The sequence below is a fragment of the Neorhodopirellula pilleata genome, assembly GCF_007859915.1.
Lineage (GTDB): Bacteria > Planctomycetota > Planctomycetia > Pirellulales > Pirellulaceae > Rhodopirellula > Rhodopirellula pilleata.
Window position 1 is genome coordinate 13149 of record NZ_SJPM01000004.1, and the last position, 25080, is coordinate 38228.

The window sequence follows — 25080 nt, forward strand, 5'->3', positions numbered from 1 at the left end:
TGAAGCGAGGACGCCATCGTTTTACAACGATTTCATCGGTTATCCGCTGCCGGACCGTTCATGTGGACGCTTTCAAGCCGGACGACACGAAGGACCTGCACCATCGGAATAATCGCCAAGATCCTCTCGAGCGGTGCATTTGTTCCAGCGAGCCAAGAAATCCGGGACGATTCAACGGTCCGAGGTGACTAAACTGGAGGAACGTCCACTCTGTCATCAGAACATCATGCCTGTCCGTCCGAAACATACCGAGAGCCGCCCAAAGGCCGACACTGATCCTGTGTTGGCCCGGGATTTTAGTGCCATTCGTCGCCCTCTGCGGGTGCGATGTTTGGAACGCCGAATCGTTCTCAATGCCACCGCCGAACTGGCCGCATTTGGCGACTTGTTCATCAGCGGTGATGCGGCCGATGACTCGATTCGAGTCGATACGAATACCGACGGACGGATCGAAATTTTCGATGCCAACAACGCCGTGATTCCCATCCGAGTCGGCACCGACGGATTGGGTAATCCGATTTTGGTGGATTCGGTCGCCCCCGATCAAATCGCCTCGGGACGCCTGACCGTCAACCTCGGTGGTGGTGACGACTCGCTCGACGTGGATTTGCCGGCCGACTTGGATCTGACGGTCATCGATGGCGATGGAAATGATTCGGTCAATGCGACGCTGCGTTCCGATGCCGCCGGTCTGGTCGATCAAACGTTCGACTTGAACGCCGAAACCATTCGACTCGATGCCGATGGCAGTGAATTGAAACTCGGCGATAGCGTTCTACGATCAGAGGGCACCAACGGACGAATTGAAATCCTGAACGCCCTCGACGTCGAGTTAGGCCGAGTCAACGTTGTGGGCGAGTTCAACCTGGGGAGCAGCGTCGAAGTGATTGGCGGTTCGATCTCGCAGAAGACTGGTACTCACATTGATGTTTTGCTGTTGTCGATCACCAACGACGGCGACGTGTCACTCGATCAGCTCACCAACGAAATTCCAGATGTCGTTACCATTGACAGCACTGGAGACGTCGTGGTGAGATCAGCAGTAACCATGGAAGTCCGTTCGGCGAGCGGCGAGGACCTATCGTTCACTTCCACCGGCGACGGTTCGGATTTGATAGTCGGCGATCTTCGGGTGAACTCGCCGACAACCGGCGACATCGTACTGACGGCAGGTGATGATATCTTCGCTATGAACGATGGCACGAATGCACCGACACCGATCATCGCCGATGATTTGATCCTGTTGGCCTACAATGCTACCGCCGACGACCAATCGGGAATCAATCTCCGCACCGACGTCAACGATTTGGACGCAACGGTCGAGGGAACTCATGCGGGCGATCTGATTATCGATGAGATCGGCTCGATCCGTTTGGCGTCCCATGACGGCGGTCCCGATATGGGTAACGTGCGAACCGCCAACGGTGTCATCAACATCACCGCCGGCGGATCCATCTTCATCGACGACGGGGACGTTTCCGACGACGGCGACTCACTGGCCGGTGATCGCGAAATCGAGTCGGGCGGAGTGAACGGTGGCATCAAGTTGGTTTCGAACGAATTGATTGTCGGCGACTCGGTGCAACTCGCATCGCAAAACAGCCAAGACAGGGCAGTTTCCATCACCGCAAACCGAATCGTGTTGGGAGATGAGTTTGAGATCAACACCGGCGACGGAGAAGGCATTGCTAGACGATTCACACCACGTCCGAGTTCCGACGGGTTGCTGCCGACCGATCCACCATTGGACGTCAACCCGAGCTCTCCGGACTTCATCGACATCGAGACGGCTTTTTACGACAGCAATTCGGTCACCACGGATACCTTGACCCAGATCAACGAAAACGATGCGATCGGAACCCTGTCGCTCGAAATCGGAGTTGAAGGCGAGAATGGGTTGGTACTCGCCGTCGATTGGGGCGGACTCTCCGATCGATTCAGCGAAACGCCCAGTATATTAGGCGGATCCCGCGTGGACGTTCAACACGTTTACACCCAAGACGACATCCTCAATTCGACTCTCAACGGGCGCGACAGCGCCACCGACCCACTGGCCGTGCGTTTTTCCGTTTCGCATCACCCGTCGATTCTCATCACCGGTGGTGAGATCGAACAAACGGTTCCCGAGGGAACGATCGGCCGTGTCCGCGAAATGGTCCCGGGCGGCTTGATCTCCTCGACAGATAATCCCGAAACGTTGTCCACGGCAAACCCAGGGCTTGAGAGTGGTCGTGCGTTCTTTGTCATCCCACGTATCGATGTCCCGGTCGCGTTCTTTCCCGTCCGCGACGTGATTCCCGAACCGATCGACCCGCCGACGCCTGTCGTCGTTTCGTCGGTAACATTGGTGTCGGACGTTCGATTGGATTCCGCCGAAGCATCCGCTTCGTCGATCACGATACGCGAAGAGTATTTTCAGCTACGTACGCTCTCACCAGATCCCGAAGGCGAAGACCTGATCGAACCGGTGCGGTTGCCCGAGGGCATCTTGGCGGGGGATCGGCTCAATGATCTGTTTGCCCGGTTACCCGACGGTAGTTACGAAATTCAGTATGTGATCGGTGATGGCGACCAACGGACGATACTCCGAGTCGAACTTCGAGGTGGTGAACCGATCATCGTGGGCGACGAATTGGATAGTGAGGATCTGCGGTTGCGAAAGTTGGACACCGATTCCGATGAAACGAATCAAACCGAAGGCGAACAAGACCTGCAACGACAACCCACCGAGGATCAGACCAGCCAAAACGATTCGCTGAATCCGGGAAAGGATGTTGCATTCGCGACCGGTTCGATCGCATTGATTTTGAACACCCAGCGTCCTTTTTCGCGAGCCAATCGATTCTTGCGGAAACATCCTTCATCCACGTTGAAGCATACGATCCAAGATCGTACCGCCACGTCGCCTCTCGTCGCGGACTCGAAAACGATATGAGTTCACCACAACCCAACGATCCCGATCCAGGGCACGAAGCCGATCTTGAGTCGAGCCTTGACGAAACAGTCGACCACGTTAATCTCGACGCCACCATCGACTTTAGCGGGCCAGGCGATCCAGACGCTACCGTCGATCCCAGTGCCACATTGGATCCCAGTGCCACATTGGATCCCAGTGACACAGTGGATCCGGATGTGACGATCGACCAGCCCGTGCTCGACGAAACGTGGGTCCAACCTGATGCAGACGCCACGGTGGAGCTCGTAGGCAACAACGATCCAGCTTCGGCTAAGACCGTCCTTCAAGAAACCGTCGAAGTCCCAACCGACGCGGCGTCGAATACGGCAAAGAACATCGACGAGACCATCGAAACGTTTGCGAGTATCTCGATTAGCCGCGATGACTCGAACACGCACAACGGCGATCGCGAGAATCTTGAAGCCACCATTGACTTCGAGGATGACCGAACCACCGCAATCCTTGATAGCACCAACCTTGGGCAAACGATCAACCCGAAGTCGCTGTCAAAAGCGGAGGCGGATTACTGGAACGGCATTTCGGCCGAGTTCACTTCGCCTAGTCAGCCGACCTCCTTGCCGCCGGCGATCGATCGCACGATCGTCGAGACACGGTTGCAGATCCGCAATCAATCCATCGCCACACAACTCACCGGCGATCAGGAAACGGCCGACTATCGACTCGTCCGTTTGCTCGGTCGCGGCGGGATGGGTAACGTGTTTGTCGCCCGGCAAGGATCCCTCGACCGTTTGATCGCGGTCAAGGTCATCCGGCCGCTCGATGCGGAGAAGAAAGCCAAGCTGGCTGCCGAAGGCAAACTCGAGAAGGTGGAACAGAGTCGCCGTCAACAATTCTTAACTGAAGCCGTTGTGACCGGTGACTTGGATCACCCTAACATCGTCCCGATCCATGACGTTGCGATCACCGGCCAAGCGACGTTGTTTTATTCGATGAAACGGGTCGTCGGCACACCATGGTCGGACGTCATCACCGATAAGACACGCGACGAGAACCTTGAAATTTTAATCAAGGTTGCCGACGCGATCGGTTTTGCCCACACTCGCGGCGTGGTGCATCGCGATATCAAGCCCGAAAACGTGATGCTGGGTGACTTCGGCGTTGTGATGGTGATGGACTGGGGCATTGCGCTCGCGAAACCCGAATTCGAGAAACTCGACTCGATCACGCCGGCGACCGGCTTGGGCGGCACGCCCTCGATGATGGCACCAGAGATGGCGATCGGACCGATCGAACGCATCGGGCCGGCGGCCGACATTTATCTACTCGGCGCGACCTTATTTCAGATCATCACCGGAAACCCGCCGCACCACGCCGCCAACGTGAGCATGTGTTTGCGGGCCGTGGCGACCAATGCCATCCGTGATTTCGATCCAAAGCATCGCGGCGAATTAATGAACATCGCTCTCAGGGCGATGGCCACCCAACCTCAAGACCGCTATCCCAATGCGACGGCGTTCCAAGACGCCATTCGTGAGTATCGTTCGCACAGCGAATCGATCGCGTTGGCGACTCGAGCAGAAACGGAGATGCGCACCGCGGTCGAACAGAACGACTACTCGGTATTCGCCCGATCTCAATTCGGGTTTGAAGAAGCGATCGCATTGTGGCCGGGCAACGGGCGAGCCAAAGAGGGATTGCATCGCAACCGCATTGCTCACGCCGAGGCCGCCTATCAAAAAGGCGATTTTGATTTGGGTTTGAACTTGCTCTCGCCCGACGATGCGGCGCATGTTGAACTGATCGAGAAACTGAATGAAGCCTTGCGATTGCGTCGTCAACGTGAAGCCCGTTTCGCGTTTCTCAAGAAGGCTGCGGCGGCGATGTTGGCATTCATCTTTCTTGGTGGTTCAGCGGCATCCTACGCGATCAACCAAGCGCGCAACCGGGCGAACGCGAACGCGATACTTGCCAAAAGTGAAGCAGCCAAAGCGGAAACACAGCGAAAAGAGGCCGATAGTCAGAGAAGAATAGCGGAAGAGAATGAAAAGTTAGCGAATCGAAAAACAATCGAAGCCCAAGAGAATTTTGAGCTGGCCCAGCGAAAGCGACTCGAAGCCGACGCCAGCAAGAAAGCCGCAGAAAAGAGTGCCGAGCAAGCCAACAAGAGCGCCGCCGAGGCCCTTAAGAGTGCTGAGGAAGCGAGACTGGCCAGAGCCCGAGCCGAATACGAATCATACGTTTCGCAGATCGGACTTGCGAAAGCCCGAATCGATCGCAACGAGTTCAGCGAAGCCCGTCGCTTGCTCAACAAACTGACCCAAAGTCAATCCGACTCATCGAATGCGATCGGGACGCCTAATACGATCGAGACCACTGGCGCCGCAGCGGCCGCGTGGGAAATTCGATACCTAACCGCGATCGCCAATCAGGCGACTGCGTCGGTCGCGACACAAGCATCCGTCGCAGAAATCGCGTTGCCGGTACGACCCTTGGACGCAACACCGGATCGTCGATCAGGGCCGAATCAGCGAACAGGACTGGTCCGTTTCGATGACGGCACCATTGCCCCACTGACGCTCGACCAACGTGCGAATGAAATTTCGATCGGGAAGGTGATTTCGTTGGATCAAGATCGCTTTGCCACGGCAATCGACGTCAGTCAAGACGGTGGTTTCGCGATCATCGGACTCGACAACGGTGATCTGATACTTCGGCGCGCCGGGTCCGATCCGCAAACGAGGCGAATGACCGGACACCGTAGCCGAATCACCCGGGTGCAGGTACTTGATAACGCGTATGCCCTTTCGTCGTCGAATGATCGCACTGTACGGGTATGGGATCTCAACGAAGGCAATTCGGTGGAAACCCTGTGGCACATTGCCCCGGTTGTCGATCTGCATGCTCAATCTATTTTGTCGAGTTCAAACGAAGACGCCGTTTGGATGATTGCGGCTGCCGTAAGTGAACGGCGCAGCGGTCAAGTCGTCGTTTGGCGATCCGATTTAGGAAACAAGACACCATCGCAACGGGTAGGCTTTTATTCGCCTCACACGACGGCGGTGACGTGCGTCAACGTGTCGGCCGACGGACAACTGATCGCTTCGGGAGACGCAAGCGGCCAAGTTCTTGTTTGGCCGGTTGACGAAATTCAACAGCGAGACCTGAAAGAATTGGTCAATCAAGCCGTTGAGTCGGTCGCGGCCGAAGCCTCCGGTTCTGAACTAACGACACGTTCAGTCAACCGTCCTACCGAACCAAGTCCTTTTGCACTGACTCGTTCTGTGTCGACGGAGACCGCAGCAATCCTCGATCCAATTCCCGCACACGCCTCGGCGGTAAGACGCGTCGCATTCGTTCCCGGCGAGGAGGGCGAAGCTTATTTCAATTGCTTGATTTCTTGCAGCGAGGATTATTTGGTCGCCTATTGGCATCCTGAAACGGTCTCGTCTGCATCGACGCCAACGAGTTGGCGATTGCAACAATTGTTTCGAGGGCACGGAGGTCCGGTCAGCGATGCGGTCTTTATCGGCAAGGATCAATTGATCTCGGGAAGCGACGATCAGAGCATCCGTTTATGGAACCTTACACCGACCGTCACATCGACGAAAAAGACGGTCCATGCGACGGCATCGATCGGCGACGGCACATTCAGTCAACTCGTTCACCAAGAACCAATCTGGGCTTCGGCCTTATCGTCCGACGGCGGCAAGTTCGTTACGGCAAGCCGCGATCGCACCGCGACGGTTTTGGCAATCGAGCCGAATACGTTTCAGTTTCGAGCTGTCGCCAGTCTCAAGGACGATGATCTGGTCCGAACCCAAACATTGGAAGAAGGCAGTTCATTCCGCGCGATGTCAATGCAAACGTCGGCGGACGGCAAACAACTATTCGTCGGAGGCGCCGATTCGGTTATTCGCATCTGGAACATCGATCGTGGAACCGAGTTAAATCGCTTGTCCGGTACTGGACTGAATCAAATCCTTGCCGTCTCGTCGAACGGAAAAACATTGATGACCAGCGCCGATCAGGCTGACGTGGACGCCTTGGTTTGGCGTTGGGACGTCGACTCGAGGCAAGCTACCGTTTTGCATCGACTGCGTGGCCACGAAGAAACCGTCGCCGCCGTCGCCGTTTCCGACAACGGCCGAATGGGTGCGACGGGCGATCGCGCGGGACGTTTGATTTTCTGGGATCTTGCAACGGGACAACCGTTCGGTCGCCCCAATGACTCGTTGCTCGGAACAAGGATCAACGACTTAGCGATCACATCCAATGGTCAACATGCCTGGGTTGCTGCGGACGATGGTCGCTTGACTTGTTTGGAGATTCAAACCGGCCGGGTGATCGATCGTCTGGACCACGACGGATTCGTCACGCAAGTGGCGATCTCCGACGACGGTCGTCTCGCGTTGACGGTTTCGGAGCTCCAAAAGGTGACTGAGACCGTTCATCGTGTCATGCTGTGGCGGTGTGCTTTACCGACCGATTCGAGCACCCGTGATGAACCGAATCGATCCAAGACTCTTTTGGAATTCACCGCCAAGGCGGATGCGAGAACGCTTGATGGCGGCCGTCCTGGAATCGCTGCGGTCGACTTCCGCTCCGCAGCGTCCCAAGCGATTCTGGTATTCACGCCACCTGGAGACGCCGGCAGCCGTGTTCAAGTTTGGAATATGAAAGACGAGCTAACGCAATCGACGCGTGAACTCGATTTCAGGCTGCCTGCATCGCTCGGGGATGTTTCCGGACTCGTGGCTCAAGGAATTGCCGCGAATGAGATTGTTTCCTTGCATGGCAGTTCCGCGTATCGATGGGATATCGCCTCTGGCGAACTGCAAGTCAGCTACCGTGCCCACGGCGCATTGACGTCGGTCGCATTCTCAAGCGACGCCCGTTTGGTCGCCACGGGAAGCCGCAGTCTGAAGATTTGGGACGCCGATAGCGGGGCTTCGCTCGCGAAATTGGAGTCGCCCCACGCCGGAGTGATCCGCGCCATTGCCTTTGTTCGGACCATCGATTCGTCCATGGGCGATATCCTGTTGACCGGCGGTGACGATGCTCGCATTCGTCGATGGCGTTTCGACCGTTCCGAGTCCCGCTTCATCCCCGAAGGTCAGATCGAAACGATCAATGGAATGGGCATCCCGCTTTCGCTGACCGTTTCGTCGGATCACCGGCAATTGTTGGCAACGACCGATCGAGGGCAAGTTGTCATCCATCGCCTCGACGAGCCATCATCCCGGCCTCGGGTTCTCTTGGACGACCCCAGCATCGGCGAGATTCGTGCAGGCTGTTTTTCAGAAGACAGTCACCTCGTCGCCGTCGGGGGAGAAGATCGTTTGATTCGCATGTGGAAGTTGAGCGAGCAGTCGGAGCCGACGATTTGCCAAGGCCACGCCGAAGCGATCGAGGCGATCGCGATATGCGGATCAGTCGATCAGGAGCCGGATCGGATCTTGTCGGCCGGACGTGATGGTAGTATTCGCGTATGGGATTCCAACGATCCGACCGCCCCCAAGCAAGGACGTGAGTTATTACAACTTAACGGTCATGATGACGGCGTCACGGGGCTCGATCTCCATCCCGATCGCAACTCGATGATCACCACCGGGCGTGACGGTCGGGTTGTTTTATGGCCTACCCCATCCGTAACTCGGTTAATCGATTAGAATGCTGATTCGATTCTACCGTTTCGCGTCTCGAACTGACTGATTTCCATGGCGTCTAACCCTTCCGATCCTTCAAACGCACCCGATCCCGGACTCGAGTCGGCCGTTTTGGTTGAGCGATGTCGTGGAGGTGACCAGGATGCGTCACGCGAGTTATTCGATCGGTATGTCGCTCGATTAATTTCGATGGTTCATCGCCGGATGAGCGGGCGCTTGGCCAGACGGGTTGATGCCGAAGACATTGTGCAGTCCGCGTTTCGGAGTTTCTTCGTCGGTGTCGAGAAGGAAAAGTTTCACATCGATGAATCTGGGGACCTGTGGCGATTGCTTGTGGTGATGTCGCTCAATAAGCTCCGTCGCCGCGTGGCCTATCATCGCGCCGGTAAACGCGGGATGGACGCCGAACAGTCTCGTGGACACCACGGCAATGATGAAAACATGGCATGTTTTGAAGTCGCCGCGACAGAACCGTTGCCCGATGCGGCGGCCGCCGTCATGGACGAGTTTGAACGTTTGACGTCGGATTTCGCGCCACATCAACTTGAGATTCTGCAGCTTCGGATGCATGGATATCAAATGGAGGAAATTGCCGAGAAAGTGGGACGTAGCGAGCGGACGGTGCGTCGCTTGCTCGACAAAACTCGGACAATGTGGCAAGAACGCCTCGCAGAATTGGCGTAGCATTCGATCCGGAAATCCATCAACGAAGTGAGTCGAAACTGATGCTCGTCTTACCTTCGGCGAGATAACGCCATCCTTTAAGGTAACCGATCAGGTGTCGCATTTGGTCAACCGTCACGACCTGTTCTAGCCCGACCGGCATCAATGACATCCCGGTCGCTTGCAACGATTCGAGATCGTTTCGAACGATACGGTGCGTTTTTCCGCCGGCTTCCTGCAACGTGACGGCATCTCCGGTGCTTTCCAACAGGGAGCCGGTGATTACATCGCCGTCGATCGTTAATACTCGATACGAAACATATCCCGCGTCGATCGCGGCGTTGGGATCCAAAATGGCGGTCAATATCGACTCGGGCGTCTTGGTCCGACTGTCCGAGATATCCGGTCCGACCGCCGTTCCGATTCCTTCGATGAGATGGCAAGCCCCGCAATGCTGCCGAAAAATTTCTCGACCGGTTCGAAGGTCGGCCGTCCCATCGAGCGCCCCCTGATAGCTCGCGACGACAGCCAATCGATCAGCGCGAGGCGAACCGAACAATTGCTCCGCCCGGTCGGCAACTGCGGGGTCTCGAGATTTCTTTAATCTTTCGATTTGTTGCATCGAAACTAACGTTGTAGGAAGACGCTCGGAATCAATCCAGTTCAATAGAACGCTTGTGGTTTCGTTGTGACGTATCAATTGATCAATCGCACCGGCTCTTACTTCACCAGGAAGTTCCAGAATCGTTTCGGCGAGCCAATCCAGTGTGGCCGGACGATCAATCTCCAACAATCGCGGCAATACTTTCAAGGTGACCGCCGGTACCGAGTCGTCAAGCAATAGCGTTCCAAACCACTCCTGGCAGTCGAGTTGAAGATCGATGGCGATTTGGATGGCATCGAGCCGATCCGCGATCGGGAATGTCGGATCTGATGCGAGAAGCTCGATTGATCGACCGACACGACGAATCATTTCATCCAAATGAACGTCATTCAAACTTTCAAACTGTTGCTTCGGTGATCGACGGGATGCGATGTGACCCTCACACCAACCCGATACTAACGCACGTTCGATCGGCGGAGCCTGTTGGTTGGTTAGCGAGAAGCTTAAACCGGCGGCCGACACCGTACGCGCAAGTCGTTGATGGAGAATCGGCGACCGCGGATCACGATCGTCGGACGACGAGTCGTTCGCAGCGAGGCTCATGTTCAAAACCTCCACCGCCAGCATCGGGGGAAGACACGCCACCGCCAACTCATGCGTTGCATTGACGCCTGACCGACCCGAATCCGCAAGAGGTGTAAGATGATGATGCGCGATCAAACTCGCCATCTTGGTTTGATCCTCACTGGACAGCAACGCGTTCGTGACGAAGTCTCCCGCCAAACCCAGTGCATCGTGCCGAACCCATGGATCGCGATCGGCAAGAAGTTGGCAGCAAGCATTCGTGAAGGATGGCAACGCCGGGTCGCGATGCCGATCGGATTCCTCTAGCCATGATCGGATCAACGAAACCGCCACGCGTCGAACTTGGAAATCTTGATGGTTGATGGCTTGCTCTAGATCGGACGATTCGACCGCTCGGTGTGCCGCGAGTAACCACAACATACGAGCAAAACCCTCTGGACTGACGGTCGACGTCAGTCGTTCTCGTAGTTTCTCCACAAGTGAATCGTCGACCGCATCAAGCAGATGCACCGTTGCCAATTGCCGTTGGGTTGGATTCGAGTGCGACAACCAATCCAACCACTCGTCTTGCGTATCGGGGGAAGCTGAGTCCGTTCGCGGTGCCGACTCATCGGCGACGATACGCCAAACTCGTCCATGCTGGTTGCCCCATCGTTCGTCTTCGCGATGTTTCAATTCCGCCGGCGCCCAATTCGGGTGTTCGATGACCGCCCGGCACATATCGACAACATACAACGCTCCATCGACGCCAATGGTTGTATCAACGGGCCGAAACCATCGATCGCGGCTCGCTAATAGCTCCTCGTCGACGGTGATCCGATGGCTGCGGCGACCGATCGCTTGTCGCTCGATTCGTTGCCGCTGAACCGCATGCGATGTCGGTTCGCACACGACCAAGTCGGATCGCCAATCGGTCGGCATCGCCGTTCCGAGTCCGACGGTCACGCCGCACGCGGCGCTAAACTGGCCTTGATGCGTGTGGCTCGTTGTCCATGTTTGCGTGATCGCGTTGACGTGAGAATCGGCGGCGGAGGCCGCGATGTCGTGCAACGCATCGCGTGGCGTGGACCATTGATTGCGTGCCAGGGTTGCGAGAGGGAACAACGTTTCGATCGCCGGATTCCGATTGCTGCAACCGACACGATTCGCAAAGTCGTCGATCGACATACCGAACTGGCTATTTCCCGAAACGGCTCCGAAGTAACCCGTTCTCCCCGATCGGTTGCTTGGCTTGCTTCGCATTCCTCGGGGATCGAATACGAAATCCTTGGTGCGTAGATCGATCGATTCGTTCGCGGGCCATCGCGGATCAACCGACCGGACGTTTCCGCCTCGCAATCCGTTGGCGACGGTCACAAGTCCATCGGGGCCGAGCGTCGGATGATTGGCTCGAAGTTGTTCGTTGTCTTCAGCGAAACCCTCGAACCATACTTCACGATGGTCGCATTGCCCATCTCCATCACGGTCGGCCATGAACTCAATTCGCCCCGCCAGGGTGACGATGACGCCGTCTTGCCATGGTTGCAAACCGGTCGGGAAAACGAGTCCTTGCGCGAAATCCGTTGCCGTTTCGAAAAAGCCGTCATGATCAGAATCAGTCAAAACACGGATGCGTCCATCAGGACTCGTGCCTTCAATCGGTCCGGTTGGGTAGTCGCGCATTTCAACGATCCACATTCGGCCACTCGCATCGAACCGCAACGCGATCGGATCGATCACCTGCGGTTCGCAGGCGGCCAGTTCAATCCTGACACCCTCGTGCACGACGAGCGAACCAAGCGAATCTCGAGGAGATGGTGGAAGTTCAGCTGAAATCTCGCCAGCAAAAATGATCGCATTGATTATCGCAACCAAATGCAACCGTGAACCGAAATCTTGTTTCATTTGTTACACACGTTTCCAAAGCATAGCCGTACTTCGCCGGATTCTCAGACTGACGAAATAGTTTACTGGAATTCGAGGCGGCTGAAACTTTTCGTTCATCCAGATTCTCTCCTGCCAAATCGAGTGTGGCGAACTGATATTCGGTCTGCTGGTTCGATCGCTCGCTCTTTGTCGGTAAAGAAAGGGGCCGTCTTCTTCAATCCTTCGGTTCGCAGGCCTGTCCAGTTAGCGATGCATTGCCCCAGCCAAAACCCTCGTAACTTATCGTAATATTCGCTTCGCGAGATAACTAGGTCGTCAGCCTGACAGGTGTATTCAGGATACTTCAACTCCGGATCACGCTGGGGCTCCTGACATTTACCATCGAAAATACCCAGCAGGCAGATCGTGGCAGCAACGATGATTCTTGCCAACATTCCGGTTTTACCGCCGTTTGAGGTTTGAAGTTTGTATCTGATCATTGGGTTGAGTCTGCGTCGAAATCGGGATTGGACCTCATCATCTCGGCGTTAACATCGTTGCGCCATCGATTGAGAAGGTCCAGCAAATTTGCAACCATCTCGGGATGTGTTTTCGATAGGTCGTATTGCTCGCTTGGGTCGGCCTCGAGATCGAACAACTCAACCGTGCCGTTTTCAAAGTACTCCATCAACTTGTATCTCCCGCTACGTATCGCACCTCCCGGACTTTGCATGCCGTGATTGCTGTAGTGTGGAAAATGCCAATAGATGGCTTCGCGGTCGAGCGTCGCCGAGCCATCCAGCAGCGGGCAAAGGCTTTCGCCGTCGACGTGTTGTTGAGGCAGGGCAGGCACGCCAATCATGTCGAGGATCGTCGGATAGTAATCCGTACCGGTCACGGGCTCGTCGCAAGTCGATCCGGCAACGCCATGGCCGGGCCATTTGATAATGAGCGGAACGCGAATCCCACCTTCGTACAACCACCCCTTCGCACCACGGAGCGGCAGATTCGACGTTGCGTAGGCCATGTCGAGTTTCGCTCGATGGACAACGCGTTCCGGGCGAGCGAAGTTCGCCGCCGACATGCCTCCGTTGTCCGACGTAAAGAGGATGATCGTGTTGTGCTCGAGACCAAGTGAGTTCAGTTTCGCCACAATGCGACCAAGACTTTCGTCCACTGTTTCGACCATCGCCGCGAACTGAGGATTATCTTGCCGCTGCTTAATTTTAACCATTCGATTCGGCAGAATGCTGTGGCCGTCATAGGCCGGTTCGTCGAGCATTGCCTCTCGCTCGGCTCGCGTGAACGATGGCTTCGCGTCAGGATTATCTTCCAGAATAAACGGATAAGCATCGTTGGGTAGCCGCGAACGCTTCTTTGCATACTTCCTGACGAGGTCTGCTCGCCCCTGGATCGGATCATGAACGGCAAAGTGTGATAAGTACAGAAAGAACGGTTCATCACTGTTGTTCTCAATGAACTTGATTGATTCATCAGTAAGCCGATCGGTCAAATAGTCTCCTGGCTTATCATCGATTCCATCAAACCCGAACGGCGAATGATAGCCTGCCTTCGGCCATCCCTTGTACCAATTCGTCGGCACTTGAACATCAAACCCTTGCTGCAACGGGCCGGCAGGATCCTCGCCGAGATGCCACTTTCCGAAATGACCGGTCTTGTATCCATGACGACGCAGCGCTTCGGCAATGGTGACTTCATCAAGCGGCAATGCGTCGTGAATCGGTGCATTGAGAAGCCGTTGAAACGGAAAGTCTTTTCGACCGGTCAGCCAATCCGTCAGTCCGAGCCGCGCGGGATACTTGCCACTCAGGACGCTCGCACGCGAAGGCGAACAGACGTGGCATGTCGCATAAGCATCAGTGAAACGAACACCTTCGCCGGCAAGATGATCGATGTTTGGCGTTTCATAAAATGGACTTCCATAGCACCCCAGGTCCGACCAGCCCAGATCATCCACCAAGAATAGGACGATGTTGGGCAGCGTTGTGAGGTCTCGTTGGCCTGCAATCGACTTCGACTCACCAGCGACCAAGAAGAAGACGACGCACACGGCGAAGGCGAGCTGTCGAATCATGAAATTCCTAACAAAACCAAGGCCCGATTGCAGGCGAAGCAATGCTTTTCAGGGCCGGGGTGCAACAACGGCGTGATCGCGAAAGCACAAACGTTTGTGCAATCCTACCGAGCTGCGAAACTCGTGTCGATAGGCCGGAGCTAAGATCCCGATCTCACCGGCTCAGCTTCGCATGTCACCCTTGCCTTGTTCGTGGGTTGTGCGTTCACACACCGAGTTAGGCCCGAAGCAAAGGAAGTTCACCGGAATCCGCACGATGTTACCGTTCCCACGAGGACATTTGACACACCGGAAACACGCGGCGAAATGATCCGTTACGCCGAAGCCGTCGAGCGTTTGGATCGGATCATCGGGCGGTTTCGCAAGCTTACAGCAAAACACCAGTCGTCTGATAACCCACTACCAACTAACCAGATCGCAAACCCCGCCCAGGATGCAACGGTGATGATAATCGCGACGGTGGGCATACGAGATGAGCTTGAAGTATCCTCAATCTCGTTGAACGTTTCGATCACTTCGGTGATGGGTCTCTCAAGATTCACGTCTGAGCAATCTTTCGATTTCGAATTCGTTTCATTAACCGAATCCCTTCTAGCAAAAGCGAATCAATGGTCGCGTCATCGGAGTCAGGAAGTTGGTCGCGGAGGTCATCTTCGACCACGCGGATTGCGAACTCAGACTGCTCGGTCCCAAACCTAATGCGTTCCTAGGGACTCGTTCTCACCAAGCAACGGCGGGCGATAGGCTCTAAGTTCGAATTTCAAACTATCATGAAATACAACTTTCGTTTGAACCTATATGTCGCTGTATTCGAAGCGACCTTCATCGTTTTGATTGCCTGCAGAACTTCGCGAGCGCAGCCCCCCAGTCCGGCGGCACTGCATTCAGCGGAATCGAACGTGATTCTAAAGATTGTCTCGCTTGATGGCATTGAAATCGTCCATCGCAAAGCGGGGCCGATGGATGGCCCAGTCCGCCGCAATGCTGGCCGACATTCGTTGATGCTCTCAGGACTCGCGTGCAATCACTGAACCGGCGTGTATAATCTTGGCCCGCGCGGAACTCCGCCATTTGCGGCATCGCTATTCGATCTCTGCTGTTTTCACACGCGTAAGCAGAAGGACGAATTATCACTATGAGTAGAAGATTGAAACAAATTATGACGGGCCTTTGTGTTTGTTGTGCTGGGTTTCCAGTCAACGTTGCGGATGCTTGCAGCCGTGCTGTCTATTTCGGTGCGCTCGGTCAGACAGTTATTCAACTGTAATGGTGACCTCGTAGCTGGTTTTCTCGACGAGTTTTTCCTTGCTGCGCACGGTAGCTTTGACAGGCAGCAAATATGATTTCGATTTGGTGTCGCGAAAGATTGACGTTTGCCAGCTCGTGTCGCCGACCGTAGCGGTCACTCGGATCGAGCCAAAGTTTCGTTTGCGGTGGGAGCAAAACCGTTCGAGATCCTCTGCATCCTCAACGGGAAGACTAACGAACCACCAAGATGACTCACCACCATACTTCCAAAGCTCTCCCGAGAAGCAGCAGCTAAAAATCATCGTGCGAAACCATTTGATTGCCGTATCTATGCAGAAACGCGAACCCGAAGAAGACTGTTTGACCATTAAGCCTCGTGCTGTGTGAACGAAGGTTCCAGGATACCAGAAGCTTGGTCTTGCGTTGACAAAATACGCTTTGGGGCAGGTCTAGGCACGCCGGGTTTCTGTGGACCAACCTCGCTTGCTACGCGGTTGGCGAATCGCATGAAATGAATCGCGATCCAAAAGTACCGCGAAGATATGGACGGTCCGGGAAATCACGGTGATTCGATAGAATCCATATCAATTCAGGCCTCCCTAACTCGACCGTGGTTGACAACGGCACACTTTTAGCTTGTAATGTGCAAGTCACTGGCCGTTCCGACACTCGGAGTTGCTGCCATGTTTTTGTCGATCAGGTGGCCTGTTATTTCTGGTTGGTGTTTTTGTCACTGAAGCCATGCCGGTACGGCAATCATTTGCCGAGGAAAGCGAAGGCGTTTGACCGACGACATGAGCTGGAACGATCTTTCCCATGGCGGTTCAAACTCGCAGGCCATCTTGAACTATTTGAGTGATTCGATTTTCAATGAATGTGGTTTTTGTCCATTGGCACGCAATGCCGCAATATCAATGCGACTCGCTTGCTCCATAGTGGCACGGTGGTCTCCACCGTGAATCACGACGGAGGACCGTCGTGCCACTATTCCTAACGCCAAAAGGTAAAGTGTCGATCACGTGACCGCTGAAAAACGCAGTAATGAATTGCCAGAGACTATCGCCCCCGATCCGACAGCGGCCGGCGACGAAGCCAGCCTCATCCTGACCGGCACGGCCGGACTGACTTCGTTACCTACGGTCGGTCGATCGGGGAACCAGGTGACTCTGACGTCTCGCAATGAAGTACGCTATCGGAGCGAGAGCGTCTTGGGCCGCGGCGGAATGGGCGAAGTACGGCTTGCCAGTGACCAAGACATCGGTCGGCGCGTGGCGGTCAAACGCTTGCTTGACAAAAAAAATCCGCAGTCGGTAGCGCGTTTTATTGACGAGGTTCGCACGGTCGGCAAACTCGAGCATCCCAACATCGTCCCCATACACGATGTGGGCGTCGATGCCGACGGAAGTCTGTTCTTCGTGATGAAATATGTGGACGGAGAAACTCTCGCGTCGATCATCTCACGACTGCGCGAAGGGGACGGCGAGTATCACAAGCGATACAGTTTCGAGGCTCGCCTGGATCTCTTTTCAGGTTTGCTGAGGGCTCTTCAGTACGCTCACGAACAAGGCATGCTGCATCGGGACGTGAAGCCCGAGAACATCATGGTCGGCCATTTCGGCGAAGTCATGTTGACCGACTGGGGCATCGCTCGTCATGTCAATCACCGCCAAGGTAGCTCAGCAGATAACGACAAGCCAGCGGTTGAGATGCCGCGTGCATCGGGACAAACGATCGATGGATCCATCATCGGCACGATCGGATACATGTCGCCCGAACAGGCCTCCGGGCATTCGGAAGAGATCGACGCGAGAAGTGACCTCTACGCAGCGTTTGTCGTTCTTTATGAACTCTTATCAACGCAAGCGTTCGCCCCACGCGGCGATTCGCTGTTGAAAGTGATCACTGACGCGAAGGAACGTCAAGCTCCACAGTTCCTTGACCCGAATTTCGCCAGTCGCTACCAACCGGCGGTGCCAGCGGAACTTCGCCACTTTTTGCGTCGCGGCCTTCAACCCGCAAAGAAAGACCGCTTCCAAAGCGCGGGCAATGTGCTTCGCGATCTAGAACGTATCCGCTCGGGTGAGCCACCGATCCAGTGCGCCGGCACTTTTATCAAGGTTGCCAACGCTAGGCTCGAACGCTTGGTCGACAAACGCCCGATCCTCGCCATTAGTCTCTATGTGATGACGACCTGTCTATTCTTGATTGGGATCGTGACCACCTGCATGGTTATAGTGGCACGTTGGTCCCCAACGTGATAGCTTAAATCGTCAAGCTCACCGTGGAGACCACGGTGCCACATTAATCAGTCTCTATGTGATGACGGCTATTCTATTCTTGACTGGGATCGTGACCACCTGCATGGTTATAGTGGCACGTTGGTCCCCAACGTGATAGCTTAAATCGTCAAGCTCACCGTGGAGACCACAGTGCCACTTTAAGGAGCGAAACGTGATCTGGAATGTCTTTGATCGTGAAGCCGAGTCAAGAATCACCGCTCGCAATCTACCACACGTCGATCAGCCCAACGCACTAACCTTCGTGACGATGCGGCTCGGCGATTCGATGCCCCGCAACGTTATCGCGAAGTGGCATCAAGAGGTTGAAGCTTGGCTTCGGCAACACAAGCTTGACAATAGGTCGGTCGATGAGGTGATGCGGTGTGAATCGGTTGACATGAATTTGAAAAATGAACTGCGACAGTTTCATCAGCGAAAGTGGCATGGTCACCTGGATGATTGTCATGGGGAGTGTTGGCTTCGGCGACCAGAACTGGCTGACGAGGTTGGCCGGTCCATTTTGCACTTCAATGCAGATCGGTATGACGTCGAACGATTCGTTGTCATGCCAAATCATGTTCATGTGCTGATCCAGATGCGAAGCGGTTTTGACCTGCGAAAGACCTTTCGCGAGATCCAACGCTTTTCAGCGCGATTGATCAACAAGATACTCGAACGCGAAGGCCAGCTTTGGCAGGGTGAGCCTTTCGATCATGTCGTGCGAAGCGAAAACCAATTTGGCTACCTTCAAGGTTACATCCGCGACAATCCCAAGAAGGCAAACCTTCGTGAAGGGGAGTTCCTCCTTTGGGAATGTGAATAGTGGCACGTTGGTCCCCAACGTGATGCTTGACTCACGGCGGGGACCGCCGTGCCACTATAGCTCACGCGATGTCCAGCGATTTCTTCAGTTGACTCCGAAACATTTTCGAAGGCATCACGGCACCTAGAAATCCAATCAGCTTCGAAAAACCGTCGGCGCGAATGACAGGATTCATCGTGCGAGCTTCGATCGCGTCCGCAACAGTCTTTCCAATGGCTTTTGGTTCCGGACCTTTTTGCTGCATGCGATGGAAAGCGGCGATGGCCCGATCGCGCGGACCGTCGTACACGGCGACAGGCTCGGCGGCTCGACGGAAACTTGCTTCGGCACCGGTTTTCACGCCACCGTTTTGCAAGTACGAAACCTGGATATCCAATGGCTCGACTTCATACCGCAGCCCATCGCAATAGATTTGCAGAGCGGCTTTGCTGCACGAGTAAATTGCATGGTAGGGCAATGCCGCGTCACCGGCATTGGAACTCATGTATAGCAGTCGGCCTGCACCGGCTTCTCGGAAGTGTGGCAGCAAAACTCGCGTGACACGATGAGCACCGACGAAATAGGCATCGAGCTGCTGGTGTATCTGTTCCGGCGTCGTCTCTTCAATCGCCCCCGCCGTATAGAAACCTGCAGCGTAGAACATCGCATCGATTCGTTGTTCGTTGTCCAGAATCTTGCGAACCGCCTCCTGTATGGAATGATCGTCGTTGATTTCCAGGTCCAAGCCGACAACGTTGGAAATGGTCACCCGCGAGGCATCACGGCTGGTTCCATAGACTCGGTGACCCCGCCCGGCCAATGCTTCTGCGGCAGCTTTCCCAATTCCCGACGAAGCACCAACGACCAAACAGACTTTGCGATTCTTCATTCGAAGTAGGTTCCTATTTCTAATTCTCGACGGTTGGGTAGTCAGATCTCGCTACGATACAGCATACGCAGATAGCTTGCAAAGTGCAACATACGAGGCAGTGTCGACTTCAGTGTTTTTGTACAGCGCCGTGTTAAAATAGTGGCACGTTGGTCCCCAACGTAATTCGTGATTCACGGTGGAGGACCACCGTGCCACTATTAGACCCGCAATCAGGCATCTCCGACATTGCGTCCGAGAGGCAATCCGTGGTAGCTTGCACTGTGAAAGCGAATGCTCCAGAATCACGAGAGAACGAAAAATGGAAAAGGTAGGCGATGTGACGTCACACACGAATGACCGATCGATCCCGCTGGCAGGCGAGAGCAGGACGGCACTGAGGACCTGGCCAGCGATCGGCCTGTTGTCACTGATGATGATCGCGAAAGGCTTGCCATGGTTGTTTTCGGAGCCTCCGCAGTCCGTCCAAGTCGCCAGTCTCTTGGGACCTGCCGCCGCCGCTTTGTTTTTGATCGTTTGGTGGCTCTTTGCCAGCCGTGCGGGCAGAAAGGAGAAAGTTGGTGGTCTGCTTGGCCTGGGCGTCGTCGCGGGTCTAACTTTCTTGCTACTTCATCCGACGATGCGGGTGTTCGAGCTTCCGGTCACTTCACCAGTAGTCGACTCTTTTTGAACGGGAGATGAATCGGCGTCTTGGAGAGACGCCGTTATGGTTCTTTACGCCCACTTTGACTCGCACGGTGCCGTTGGTCGGGTCGATCTTGGGCGACATCTCGCGAATAAAACCGACTGCTTTGATGGGCGGGGCCGACTGCAACGATAGGTCGATGTTGTTCTTTTCCGGCGGTCCGGGAGGGAACGCGTCCAAGACCACGTCCCGTTCACCATCCACGGCAATCGTGTAAACCGGAGCGCCGGCGACGACGACTTGCCCCGCCTCGGCCTGCCTCGTCGTAACCACGCCCGCGACGGTTGCCCGTAGGTCGGTGTAGGAAAGTTGCAACTCTGCTAACTCAAGGCCGCCATTGGCGATCAGCAGACTCGCTTTTGCCGATAATACTTCGGCCATCGCACCGTCGAATTCTTACTTGGACGCCGCCATGCGGGGAAGCAACTGCTAGATTCGTTTGAAATTCGCGTTGCGTTCCTCAAACTCGGCCTGGGCCGACCGCACCGATGCTTTCGCCGCATCGACATCGGCCGTTTGCTGGATGGAATCGATTCTCGCCAACAGATCACCCACGACAACGTGTTGACCGACTTCGGCGATGTGGTACTCGATCCGGCCGCCCGTACGAAACGACATGTCGCTTTCAACACTCGCCCTAAACTCGCCGGTCAACGATTTGGTCACCGGACAAGAAGCGATCCTGGCGACCTGAACACGAACGCCCAGCGGCGGCAGCTCTGGTGACTTCAATCGCGATTCGCATCCCAGTATTGTTGCAAAGGTCAGAACCAATAGAGTCGTTAGCCCTTGGAATTTGCCTCGATTCATGCCAAGATGGAGGATTACGGGCTGCATCATTTTGATCGTTGCTCGTTGCAAGTTATCCATGAATGGCCGCAGGAAACTGGGCCGTGTTCGTTATGAAAAACGACCTTCGTTCCGATTGCCCGATCGCCGCATCTCTAGATGTGATTGGTGACCGTTGGACGTTGGTTGTTCTTCGAGATCTTTTGCTGATGCAGAAGGTTGCTTTTTCGGAGATTGGGGTACAGGAAGGCATCGCGACCAACATCCTGATGAATCGGTTGGAACGACTGACCGAGGCCGGCATCATCGAGTGCTACGCTCACCCGACCGACGGCCGCCGGCGGATCTACTTGCCGACTCAGCGTGGCATTGAGCTCATTCCGGTTTTGGTCGATCTGGTGGTCTGGGGTACCGATCACACAGCGGCTCAAGGCGTCAGAAAAATCGCCAAGGCGATCAAGCAAGATCGCGAAGGGATGATCAAGAACATCGAAGCAAAGGCGGCAGCGAGTCGTGCCGCCAATATGCCCAAGGCCTAAATAGTGGCACGGTGGTCCTCCACCGTGAGTCTTCACTGTGAGTCTTCACTGTGAGTCTTCACCGTGAGTCTTCACCGTGAGTCTTCACCGTGAGTCTTCACCGTGAGTCTTCACCGTGAGTCTTCACTGTGCATCACGGCGGAGGACCGCCGTGCCACTATATCCGCGAAGATGATTGATCAGTCGGTAGGTGATGTAAATCTGCGTCAGCAGGACGAGCGGTACGTAGTACTGGATCACGATCCACATTCCGCCGAGGTACGACTCGAATACACCGGCTTTCAAGCCCGTTGGGATCGCAATCGCAAAGTCAACTCCGCCGACGACTACAAACACGGCAACCAACGGAGTTGCCATCTTCGACTTGGCAGCAACCGCGATCGCAGCAGCCAGTGCGGTAACGGCGGCTGCCAGATCGCCGAACGCCATAAGCTGAATTGAACTTCGGGGAAGTTCAGGATCAATCTGTCCATTTACCAGCATTGTCAGTCCGACGAAGCGGAACGAATGGACAAGCAGTCCCGGCAAGACCGCTGGGCCAAATGGCTGCGCAGCGAACCAAGGCCGTAAGTACGTAACGTAGATGACTAGAATGGCAGTGAGGCACATCACTGCTTGGATGTTCAAAATGATGAGGCTGTTCATGCGTTGGTTATTTCAGGAGTTAGAGTGCCGAGATTGATGAATAGTGGCACGGTGGTCCCCACCGTGAATCTGGACTCGGGATCACGGCGGAGACCGCCGTGCCACTTTGAAGCTCTTGTTGAGTTGCCCATAGATGAATCCTGGAGCGAGTCGGCTGAGCCATCTCAGTTGCGCTGACTGACCAGGCGCGATCTCGTCACGCCCTCGCTTAAGACCGCTGATGAGAGCCGCCACAAGTTTCTCGGGCGGCATTTTTGAAAACGAGTGGTCGAGAGTTGCCGCCAGCGGCGTATCGACGACGGGAGGCAGCAACTCGACCACTCGTACCGATGTCCCAGCAAGCTGTGTCCTCAAACACTGCGTGTATGAATGAAGGAACGCCTTGCACCCGCAGTAGACAGGTGCCGCCGCGAAGGGGACGTAAGCCAAGCCCGAGCTGACATTGACGATGATCGAAGGGCGTTTGAGTAACCCCGGAAGGAAGTGATGCACTAAACGTACTGGGCCGGCGGCATCAATCGCGATCTCGGCGAGCTGCTTTTCCAAGGGATGGCCCTGAGTAACGTCGAAGAAGTCCATCACCCCCGCATTGTTGATTAGAACGTCGGTACCACCGCGTCCGTCCATGAAATCGCGAAGCGCGACAACTTGCTCGTCGTTGGTGACGTCGCAAACGAATGGAGTAACGCGAGTCATTCCAGATGCCGCTTGATCGAGCGTCGATTGATTCCGTCCCGTGATCACCACGTCGGCCCCAGTTTCTCCGAACTTTTTGGCCATCTGAAGACCGATTCCAGAACTGCCACCCGTGATGACGATACTTTTCTCGTTGATTTTCATCATGCAATGCTCTCCTCATGGGAAAATATGCTAACTTTTAATTCACAAGCTATCGTAGCCGCTTGCTCTTTGCAAGGTACATACCGTGTCTCCGAATGAAAATCGATCAGATTGTCCAGTGGCAAATGCGCTCGACTTACTCGGTGACCGCTGGACGCTGCTGATCGTCCGCGACATCGTATTGGGTCAACGTTTCGCTTACACCGAGATCGGGGCCGACGAAGGAATCGCGACCAACGTGCTTTCCAATCGACTCGAAAGACTGGTATGCGCCGAAGTCATCGAGCAATTCCAGCACCCTACAGACAAACGAAGACGAGCTTACCTTCCCACGGAAAAGGGCATTTCGTTGGTTCGCGTATTGGTCGAGTTGTTGGTTTGGGGCGACGCGCACACTTCAGCCACTAGTGGAGCCGAATTTGCGGCGGCCATCCGTAAGGATCGAGAAACGATGATTGCGCACCTAGAAGCCAAAGCACGTCAGAGTGTCGAAGATTTTCACGAATAGATAGTGGCACGGTGGTCCTCCACCGTGAATCAGGGCTCGAAATCACGGTGGAGGACCACCGTGCCACTATCCCCAAATACCCGCCAACGCCCTATGTTCACTATCGACGCGTGAGTTTTTTGAATTGCTGGAAGCTCAAAATAGATTGAGCATAGCGCGACAACGTGCTTCTAGCGTATTCGGAGATCTCTCCGACGTCTTCGCTTATCGCTTCTTGGATGAGCGTCACGTGATAGCCCAGTTGGACGCCATCCCTGACGCTTGAGTCGATCGAGATGCGAGCCAGCGGACCGGCGATGATTAGATGTTCGATTCCTCGCCTTTGAAGCTGTTCATGTAGGTCCGTGCCCTTGAACGCGCTGAGCGTGCTGCGTGCTGAAAGCACCAGATCATCAGGGCCAGGCGACAACTTGTCGGGGATGCCGTCACGGCCATCAACCGGTTTCACAGCCTCTTTAAGCAGCCGATGGGCGCGGGTCTCGAACGTATGCTCTGCCGCGGCGTCGAACTTGCTGTAGACAACGCTAAAATCGGATCGTCGCGCCAACGCGACTAGATCCAGAAGCGACGACATCAATCGGCTGGAGTCGGGCACGAGCCCCTTCTGCGCATCGACCAGCAAGACCGCCGTCTGGCGCGCCGGATAGGTTCGATAAGGGCGGAAACGTCGGTGCAACCACCAACGGGTAATGATACCGATTGTCTCAGGAATCATGGGTGACCTTTTCGGATTGCAGTGCATTGACCAGTTGATTGGTGTCCAGCACAGCGTGAGCGATCTGCGGATAAATTTCAGCGACCGTCGAATGGTGTTCCTTACGCGAGAACGTGGCCACGGCGTCGGTCACCAGCGTGACGTGATAGCCCAGGTCCACTGCGCTTCTGGCAGTTGCCTCGATGCAGGAATTGGTGGCCATTCCCACAAGGATCAGGTGAGTGATTCCGAGTTTCTGGAGTTGATCGTGCAGGTCGGTTTCCGCAAAGCCGCTCGAACAGGTGTGTTCACTGGCGACGATGTCGCCCTCCTGTGGTTCGAGCCCTTTGTAGTACTGGCCGCCAAAGCCATCACGCGGGAATGCTTTGAAAGCAGTTTGTAGCGCCTGCGAAGGGTGCAAATATTTCTTGTCTGAGAAACTGCCCGGCTGCCATCGATGATGGGGTGCGTAGGCAACCTGTAAACCGACGGATCTCGCCGAATCGAGTATCTTTCTGAGATTGGGCAGAAGATGCATTTCCTTGATCGTCGCACCAACACTGCTCCACATTTTCCCCCACCGCGAAAGAAATTCGTTGAAGGGGTCGACGACGATCAACGCCGTGCGATTTTTTTCGTCTATCTGCATCACTGGTTCCTCTGGTTGGCTCTTAACAAAGTGGCACGGTGGTCCCCACCGTGAGCCTGCGGTCTAAAACACGGTGGGGACCACCGTGCCACTATTTCTTCGCGACTACAATTCCTGCGTCAATTAATTGCTGGAACA

Annotated in this window: 20 protein-coding genes; 9 read left to right on the plus strand and 11 right to left on the minus strand. The window is 55.1% G+C overall.

All coding sequences use genetic code 11. The features are described 5' to 3' along the window. Positions 1-226 precede the first annotated feature (226 nt). Genes Pla100_RS10910 through Pla100_RS10920 form a run of 3 tightly spaced genes read left to right on the plus strand, consistent with a single transcriptional unit; the run spans position 227 to position 9267 of the window. Positions 227-2935 carry an autotransporter outer membrane beta-barrel domain-containing protein gene (locus Pla100_RS10910; RefSeq protein WP_146577763.1) on the plus strand — a complete coding sequence of 903 codons (2709 nt, stop codon included), beginning with the start codon at positions 227-229 and terminating at the stop codon, positions 2933-2935. Continuing rightward, positions 2932-8586: a protein kinase domain-containing protein gene (locus Pla100_RS10915; protein ID WP_231602949.1), complete on the plus strand. Its 5655-nt coding sequence runs from the start codon at positions 2932-2934 to the stop codon at positions 8584-8586. Before Pla100_RS10910 ends, Pla100_RS10915 begins: the two co-directional genes overlap by 4 nt. 48 nt (positions 8587-8634) lie before the next feature. Continuing rightward, entirely contained in the window at positions 8635-9267 is a 633-nt protein-coding gene (locus Pla100_RS10920) for an RNA polymerase sigma factor (protein WP_146577764.1), read from the plus strand. A gap of 19 nt (positions 9268-9286) precedes the next feature. On the opposite strand, the gene Pla100_RS10925 is transcribed toward Pla100_RS10920, so the two are convergent. Both Pla100_RS10925 and Pla100_RS10935 read right to left on the minus strand, forming a co-directional pair. Further along, positions 9287-12319: a PVC-type heme-binding CxxCH protein gene (locus tag Pla100_RS10925; protein ID WP_146577765.1), complete on the minus strand. Its 3033-nt coding sequence runs from the start codon at positions 12317-12319 to the stop codon at positions 9287-9289. 457 nt (positions 12320-12776) lie between these two features. Further along, positions 12777-14375 (minus strand): sulfatase, encoded by a 1599-nt coding sequence (locus Pla100_RS10935; RefSeq protein WP_146577767.1) that lies wholly within the window; start codon positions 14373-14375, stop codon positions 12777-12779. 770 nt (positions 14376-15145) lie between these two features. On the opposite strand from Pla100_RS10935, the gene Pla100_RS10940 reads away from it, so the two are divergent. Beyond that, positions 15146-15406 carry a hypothetical protein gene (locus Pla100_RS10940; protein ID WP_146577768.1) on the plus strand — a complete coding sequence of 87 codons (261 nt, stop codon included), beginning with the start codon at positions 15146-15148 and terminating at the stop codon, positions 15404-15406. Positions 15407-15628: 222 nt separating this feature from the next. Here Pla100_RS10940 and Pla100_RS32410 read toward each other — a convergent pair whose 3' ends face one another. Continuing rightward, positions 15629-15991 carry a DUF1905 domain-containing protein gene (locus Pla100_RS32410; protein WP_390620596.1) on the minus strand — a complete coding sequence of 121 codons (363 nt, stop codon included), beginning with the start codon at positions 15989-15991 and terminating at the stop codon, positions 15629-15631. Between the two features lie 651 nt (positions 15992-16642). Between Pla100_RS32410 and Pla100_RS10950 the strand changes: the two genes are divergently transcribed. Next, positions 16643-17881, plus strand: a complete 1239-nt coding sequence (locus Pla100_RS10950) for a serine/threonine-protein kinase (protein WP_146577770.1) — start codon at positions 16643-16645, stop codon at positions 17879-17881. A 274-nt stretch (positions 17882-18155) separates the two neighbouring features. Here the strand turns inward: Pla100_RS10950 and Pla100_RS31540 are convergent, their stop codons facing one another. Further along, positions 18156-18485, minus strand: coding sequence for a hypothetical protein (locus tag Pla100_RS31540; protein ID WP_231602950.1), 330 nt, complete (start codon positions 18483-18485; stop codon positions 18156-18158). On the opposite strand from Pla100_RS31540, the gene Pla100_RS31545 reads away from it, so the two are divergent. Beyond that, complete coding sequence (locus Pla100_RS31545) at positions 18468-18725, plus strand: transposase (RefSeq protein WP_231602951.1); 258 nt, start codon at positions 18468-18470, stop codon at positions 18723-18725. The genes Pla100_RS31540 and Pla100_RS31545 overlap by 18 nt on opposite strands. Positions 18726-18786: 61 nt before the next feature. Here Pla100_RS31545 and Pla100_RS10960 read toward each other — a convergent pair whose 3' ends face one another. Beyond that, positions 18787-19593, minus strand: coding sequence for an SDR family NAD(P)-dependent oxidoreductase (locus Pla100_RS10960; protein ID WP_146577771.1), 807 nt, complete (start codon positions 19591-19593; stop codon positions 18787-18789). A gap of 301 nt (positions 19594-19894) precedes the next feature. Between Pla100_RS10960 and Pla100_RS10965 the strand changes: the two genes are divergently transcribed. Beyond that, the gene (locus Pla100_RS10965; RefSeq protein ID WP_197167847.1) at positions 19895-20263 is read left to right on the plus strand and encodes a hypothetical protein; all 369 of its coding nucleotides are present in this window, start codon (positions 19895-19897) and stop codon (positions 20261-20263) included. Here Pla100_RS10965 and Pla100_RS10970 read toward each other — a convergent pair. Further along, positions 20240-20659, minus strand: coding sequence for an efflux RND transporter periplasmic adaptor subunit (locus Pla100_RS10970; protein WP_146577773.1), 420 nt, complete (start codon positions 20657-20659; stop codon positions 20240-20242). The genes Pla100_RS10965 and Pla100_RS10970 overlap by 24 nt on opposite strands. Positions 20660-20707: 48 nt before the next feature. Further along, positions 20708-21118 carry an efflux RND transporter periplasmic adaptor subunit gene (locus tag Pla100_RS10975; protein ID WP_146577774.1) on the minus strand — a complete coding sequence of 137 codons (411 nt, stop codon included), beginning with the start codon at positions 21116-21118 and terminating at the stop codon, positions 20708-20710. A gap of 62 nt (positions 21119-21180) precedes the next feature. On the opposite strand from Pla100_RS10975, the gene Pla100_RS10980 reads away from it, so the two are divergent. Then, on the plus strand, positions 21181-21606 hold the full coding sequence (locus Pla100_RS10980; protein ID WP_146578109.1) for a winged helix-turn-helix transcriptional regulator: 426 nt from the start codon (positions 21181-21183) through the stop codon (positions 21604-21606). 123 nt (positions 21607-21729) lie between these two features. Here Pla100_RS10980 and Pla100_RS10985 read toward each other — a convergent pair whose 3' ends face one another. Further along, the gene (locus tag Pla100_RS10985) at positions 21730-22251 is read right to left on the minus strand and encodes a hypothetical protein (protein WP_146577775.1); all 522 of its coding nucleotides are present in this window, start codon (positions 22249-22251) and stop codon (positions 21730-21732) included. An 81-nt stretch (positions 22252-22332) separates the two neighbouring features. Next, positions 22333-23094, minus strand: coding sequence for an SDR family oxidoreductase (locus Pla100_RS10990; RefSeq protein WP_146577776.1), 762 nt, complete (start codon positions 23092-23094; stop codon positions 22333-22335). A 115-nt stretch (positions 23095-23209) separates the two neighbouring features. On the opposite strand from Pla100_RS10990, the gene Pla100_RS10995 reads away from it, so the two are divergent. Beyond that, complete coding sequence (locus Pla100_RS10995; RefSeq protein WP_197167849.1) at positions 23210-23599, plus strand: winged helix-turn-helix transcriptional regulator; 390 nt, start codon at positions 23210-23212, stop codon at positions 23597-23599. Between the two features lie 100 nt (positions 23600-23699). Here Pla100_RS10995 and Pla100_RS11000 read toward each other — a convergent pair whose 3' ends face one another. Next, a complete protein-coding gene (locus Pla100_RS11000; protein ID WP_197167850.1) occupies positions 23700-24314 on the minus strand; it encodes an isochorismatase family cysteine hydrolase in 615 nt (204 codons plus the stop codon). Then, positions 24304-24942 carry an isochorismatase family cysteine hydrolase gene (locus Pla100_RS11005; protein ID WP_146577779.1) on the minus strand — a complete coding sequence of 213 codons (639 nt, stop codon included), beginning with the start codon at positions 24940-24942 and terminating at the stop codon, positions 24304-24306. The genes Pla100_RS11000 and Pla100_RS11005 overlap by 11 nt, the downstream gene beginning before the upstream one ends. Positions 24943-25080 lie beyond the last annotated feature (138 nt).

Bases quoted from the DNA above. Each gene is read 5' to 3' on its own strand.
- Pla100_RS10965 (WP_197167847.1), top strand. From the start codon at position 19,895: ATGGAAAAGGTAGGCGATGTGACGTCACACACGAATGACCGATCGATC.
- Pla100_RS11005 (WP_146577779.1), bottom strand. From the start codon at position 24,942: ATGCAGATAGACGAAAAAAATCGCACGGCGTTGATCGTCGTCGACCCC.
- Pla100_RS10915 (WP_231602949.1), top strand. From the start codon at position 2,932: ATGAGTTCACCACAACCCAACGATCCCGATCCAGGGCACGAAGCCGAT.
- Pla100_RS10990 (WP_146577776.1), bottom strand. From the start codon at position 23,094: ATGATGAAAATCAACGAGAAAAGTATCGTCATCACGGGTGGCAGTTCT.
- Pla100_RS10925 (WP_146577765.1), bottom strand. From the start codon at position 12,319: ATGAAACAAGATTTCGGTTCACGGTTGCATTTGGTTGCGATAATCAAT.
- Pla100_RS10920 (WP_146577764.1), top strand. From the start codon at position 8,635: ATGGCGTCTAACCCTTCCGATCCTTCAAACGCACCCGATCCCGGACTC.
- Pla100_RS10980 (WP_146578109.1), top strand. From the start codon at position 21,181: ATGAAAAACGACCTTCGTTCCGATTGCCCGATCGCCGCATCTCTAGAT.
- Pla100_RS10960 (WP_146577771.1), bottom strand. From the start codon at position 19,593: ATGAAGAATCGCAAAGTCTGTTTGGTCGTTGGTGCTTCGTCGGGAATT.
- Pla100_RS10940 (WP_146577768.1), top strand. From the start codon at position 15,146: ATGAAATACAACTTTCGTTTGAACCTATATGTCGCTGTATTCGAAGCG.
- Pla100_RS11000 (WP_197167850.1), bottom strand. From the start codon at position 24,314: ATGATTCCTGAGACAATCGGTATCATTACCCGTTGGTGGTTGCACCGA.
- Pla100_RS31540 (WP_231602950.1), bottom strand. From the start codon at position 18,485: ATGAACATGATTTGGCATGACAACGAATCGTTCGACGTCATACCGATC.
- Pla100_RS10970 (WP_146577773.1), bottom strand. From the start codon at position 20,659: ATGGCCGAAGTATTATCGGCAAAAGCGAGTCTGCTGATCGCCAATGGC.
- Pla100_RS32410 (WP_390620596.1), bottom strand. From the start codon at position 15,991: ATGGTCAAACAGTCTTCTTCGGGTTCGCGTTTCTGCATAGATACGGCA.
- Pla100_RS10985 (WP_146577775.1), bottom strand. From the start codon at position 22,251: ATGAACAGCCTCATCATTTTGAACATCCAAGCAGTGATGTGCCTCACT.
- Pla100_RS10935 (WP_146577767.1), bottom strand. From the start codon at position 14,375: ATGATTCGACAGCTCGCCTTCGCCGTGTGCGTCGTCTTCTTCTTGGTC.
- Pla100_RS10910 (WP_146577763.1), top strand. From the start codon at position 227: ATGCCTGTCCGTCCGAAACATACCGAGAGCCGCCCAAAGGCCGACACT.
- Pla100_RS31545 (WP_231602951.1), top strand. From the start codon at position 18,468: ATGCCAAATCATGTTCATGTGCTGATCCAGATGCGAAGCGGTTTTGAC.
- Pla100_RS10975 (WP_146577774.1), bottom strand. From the start codon at position 21,118: ATGATGCAGCCCGTAATCCTCCATCTTGGCATGAATCGAGGCAAATTC.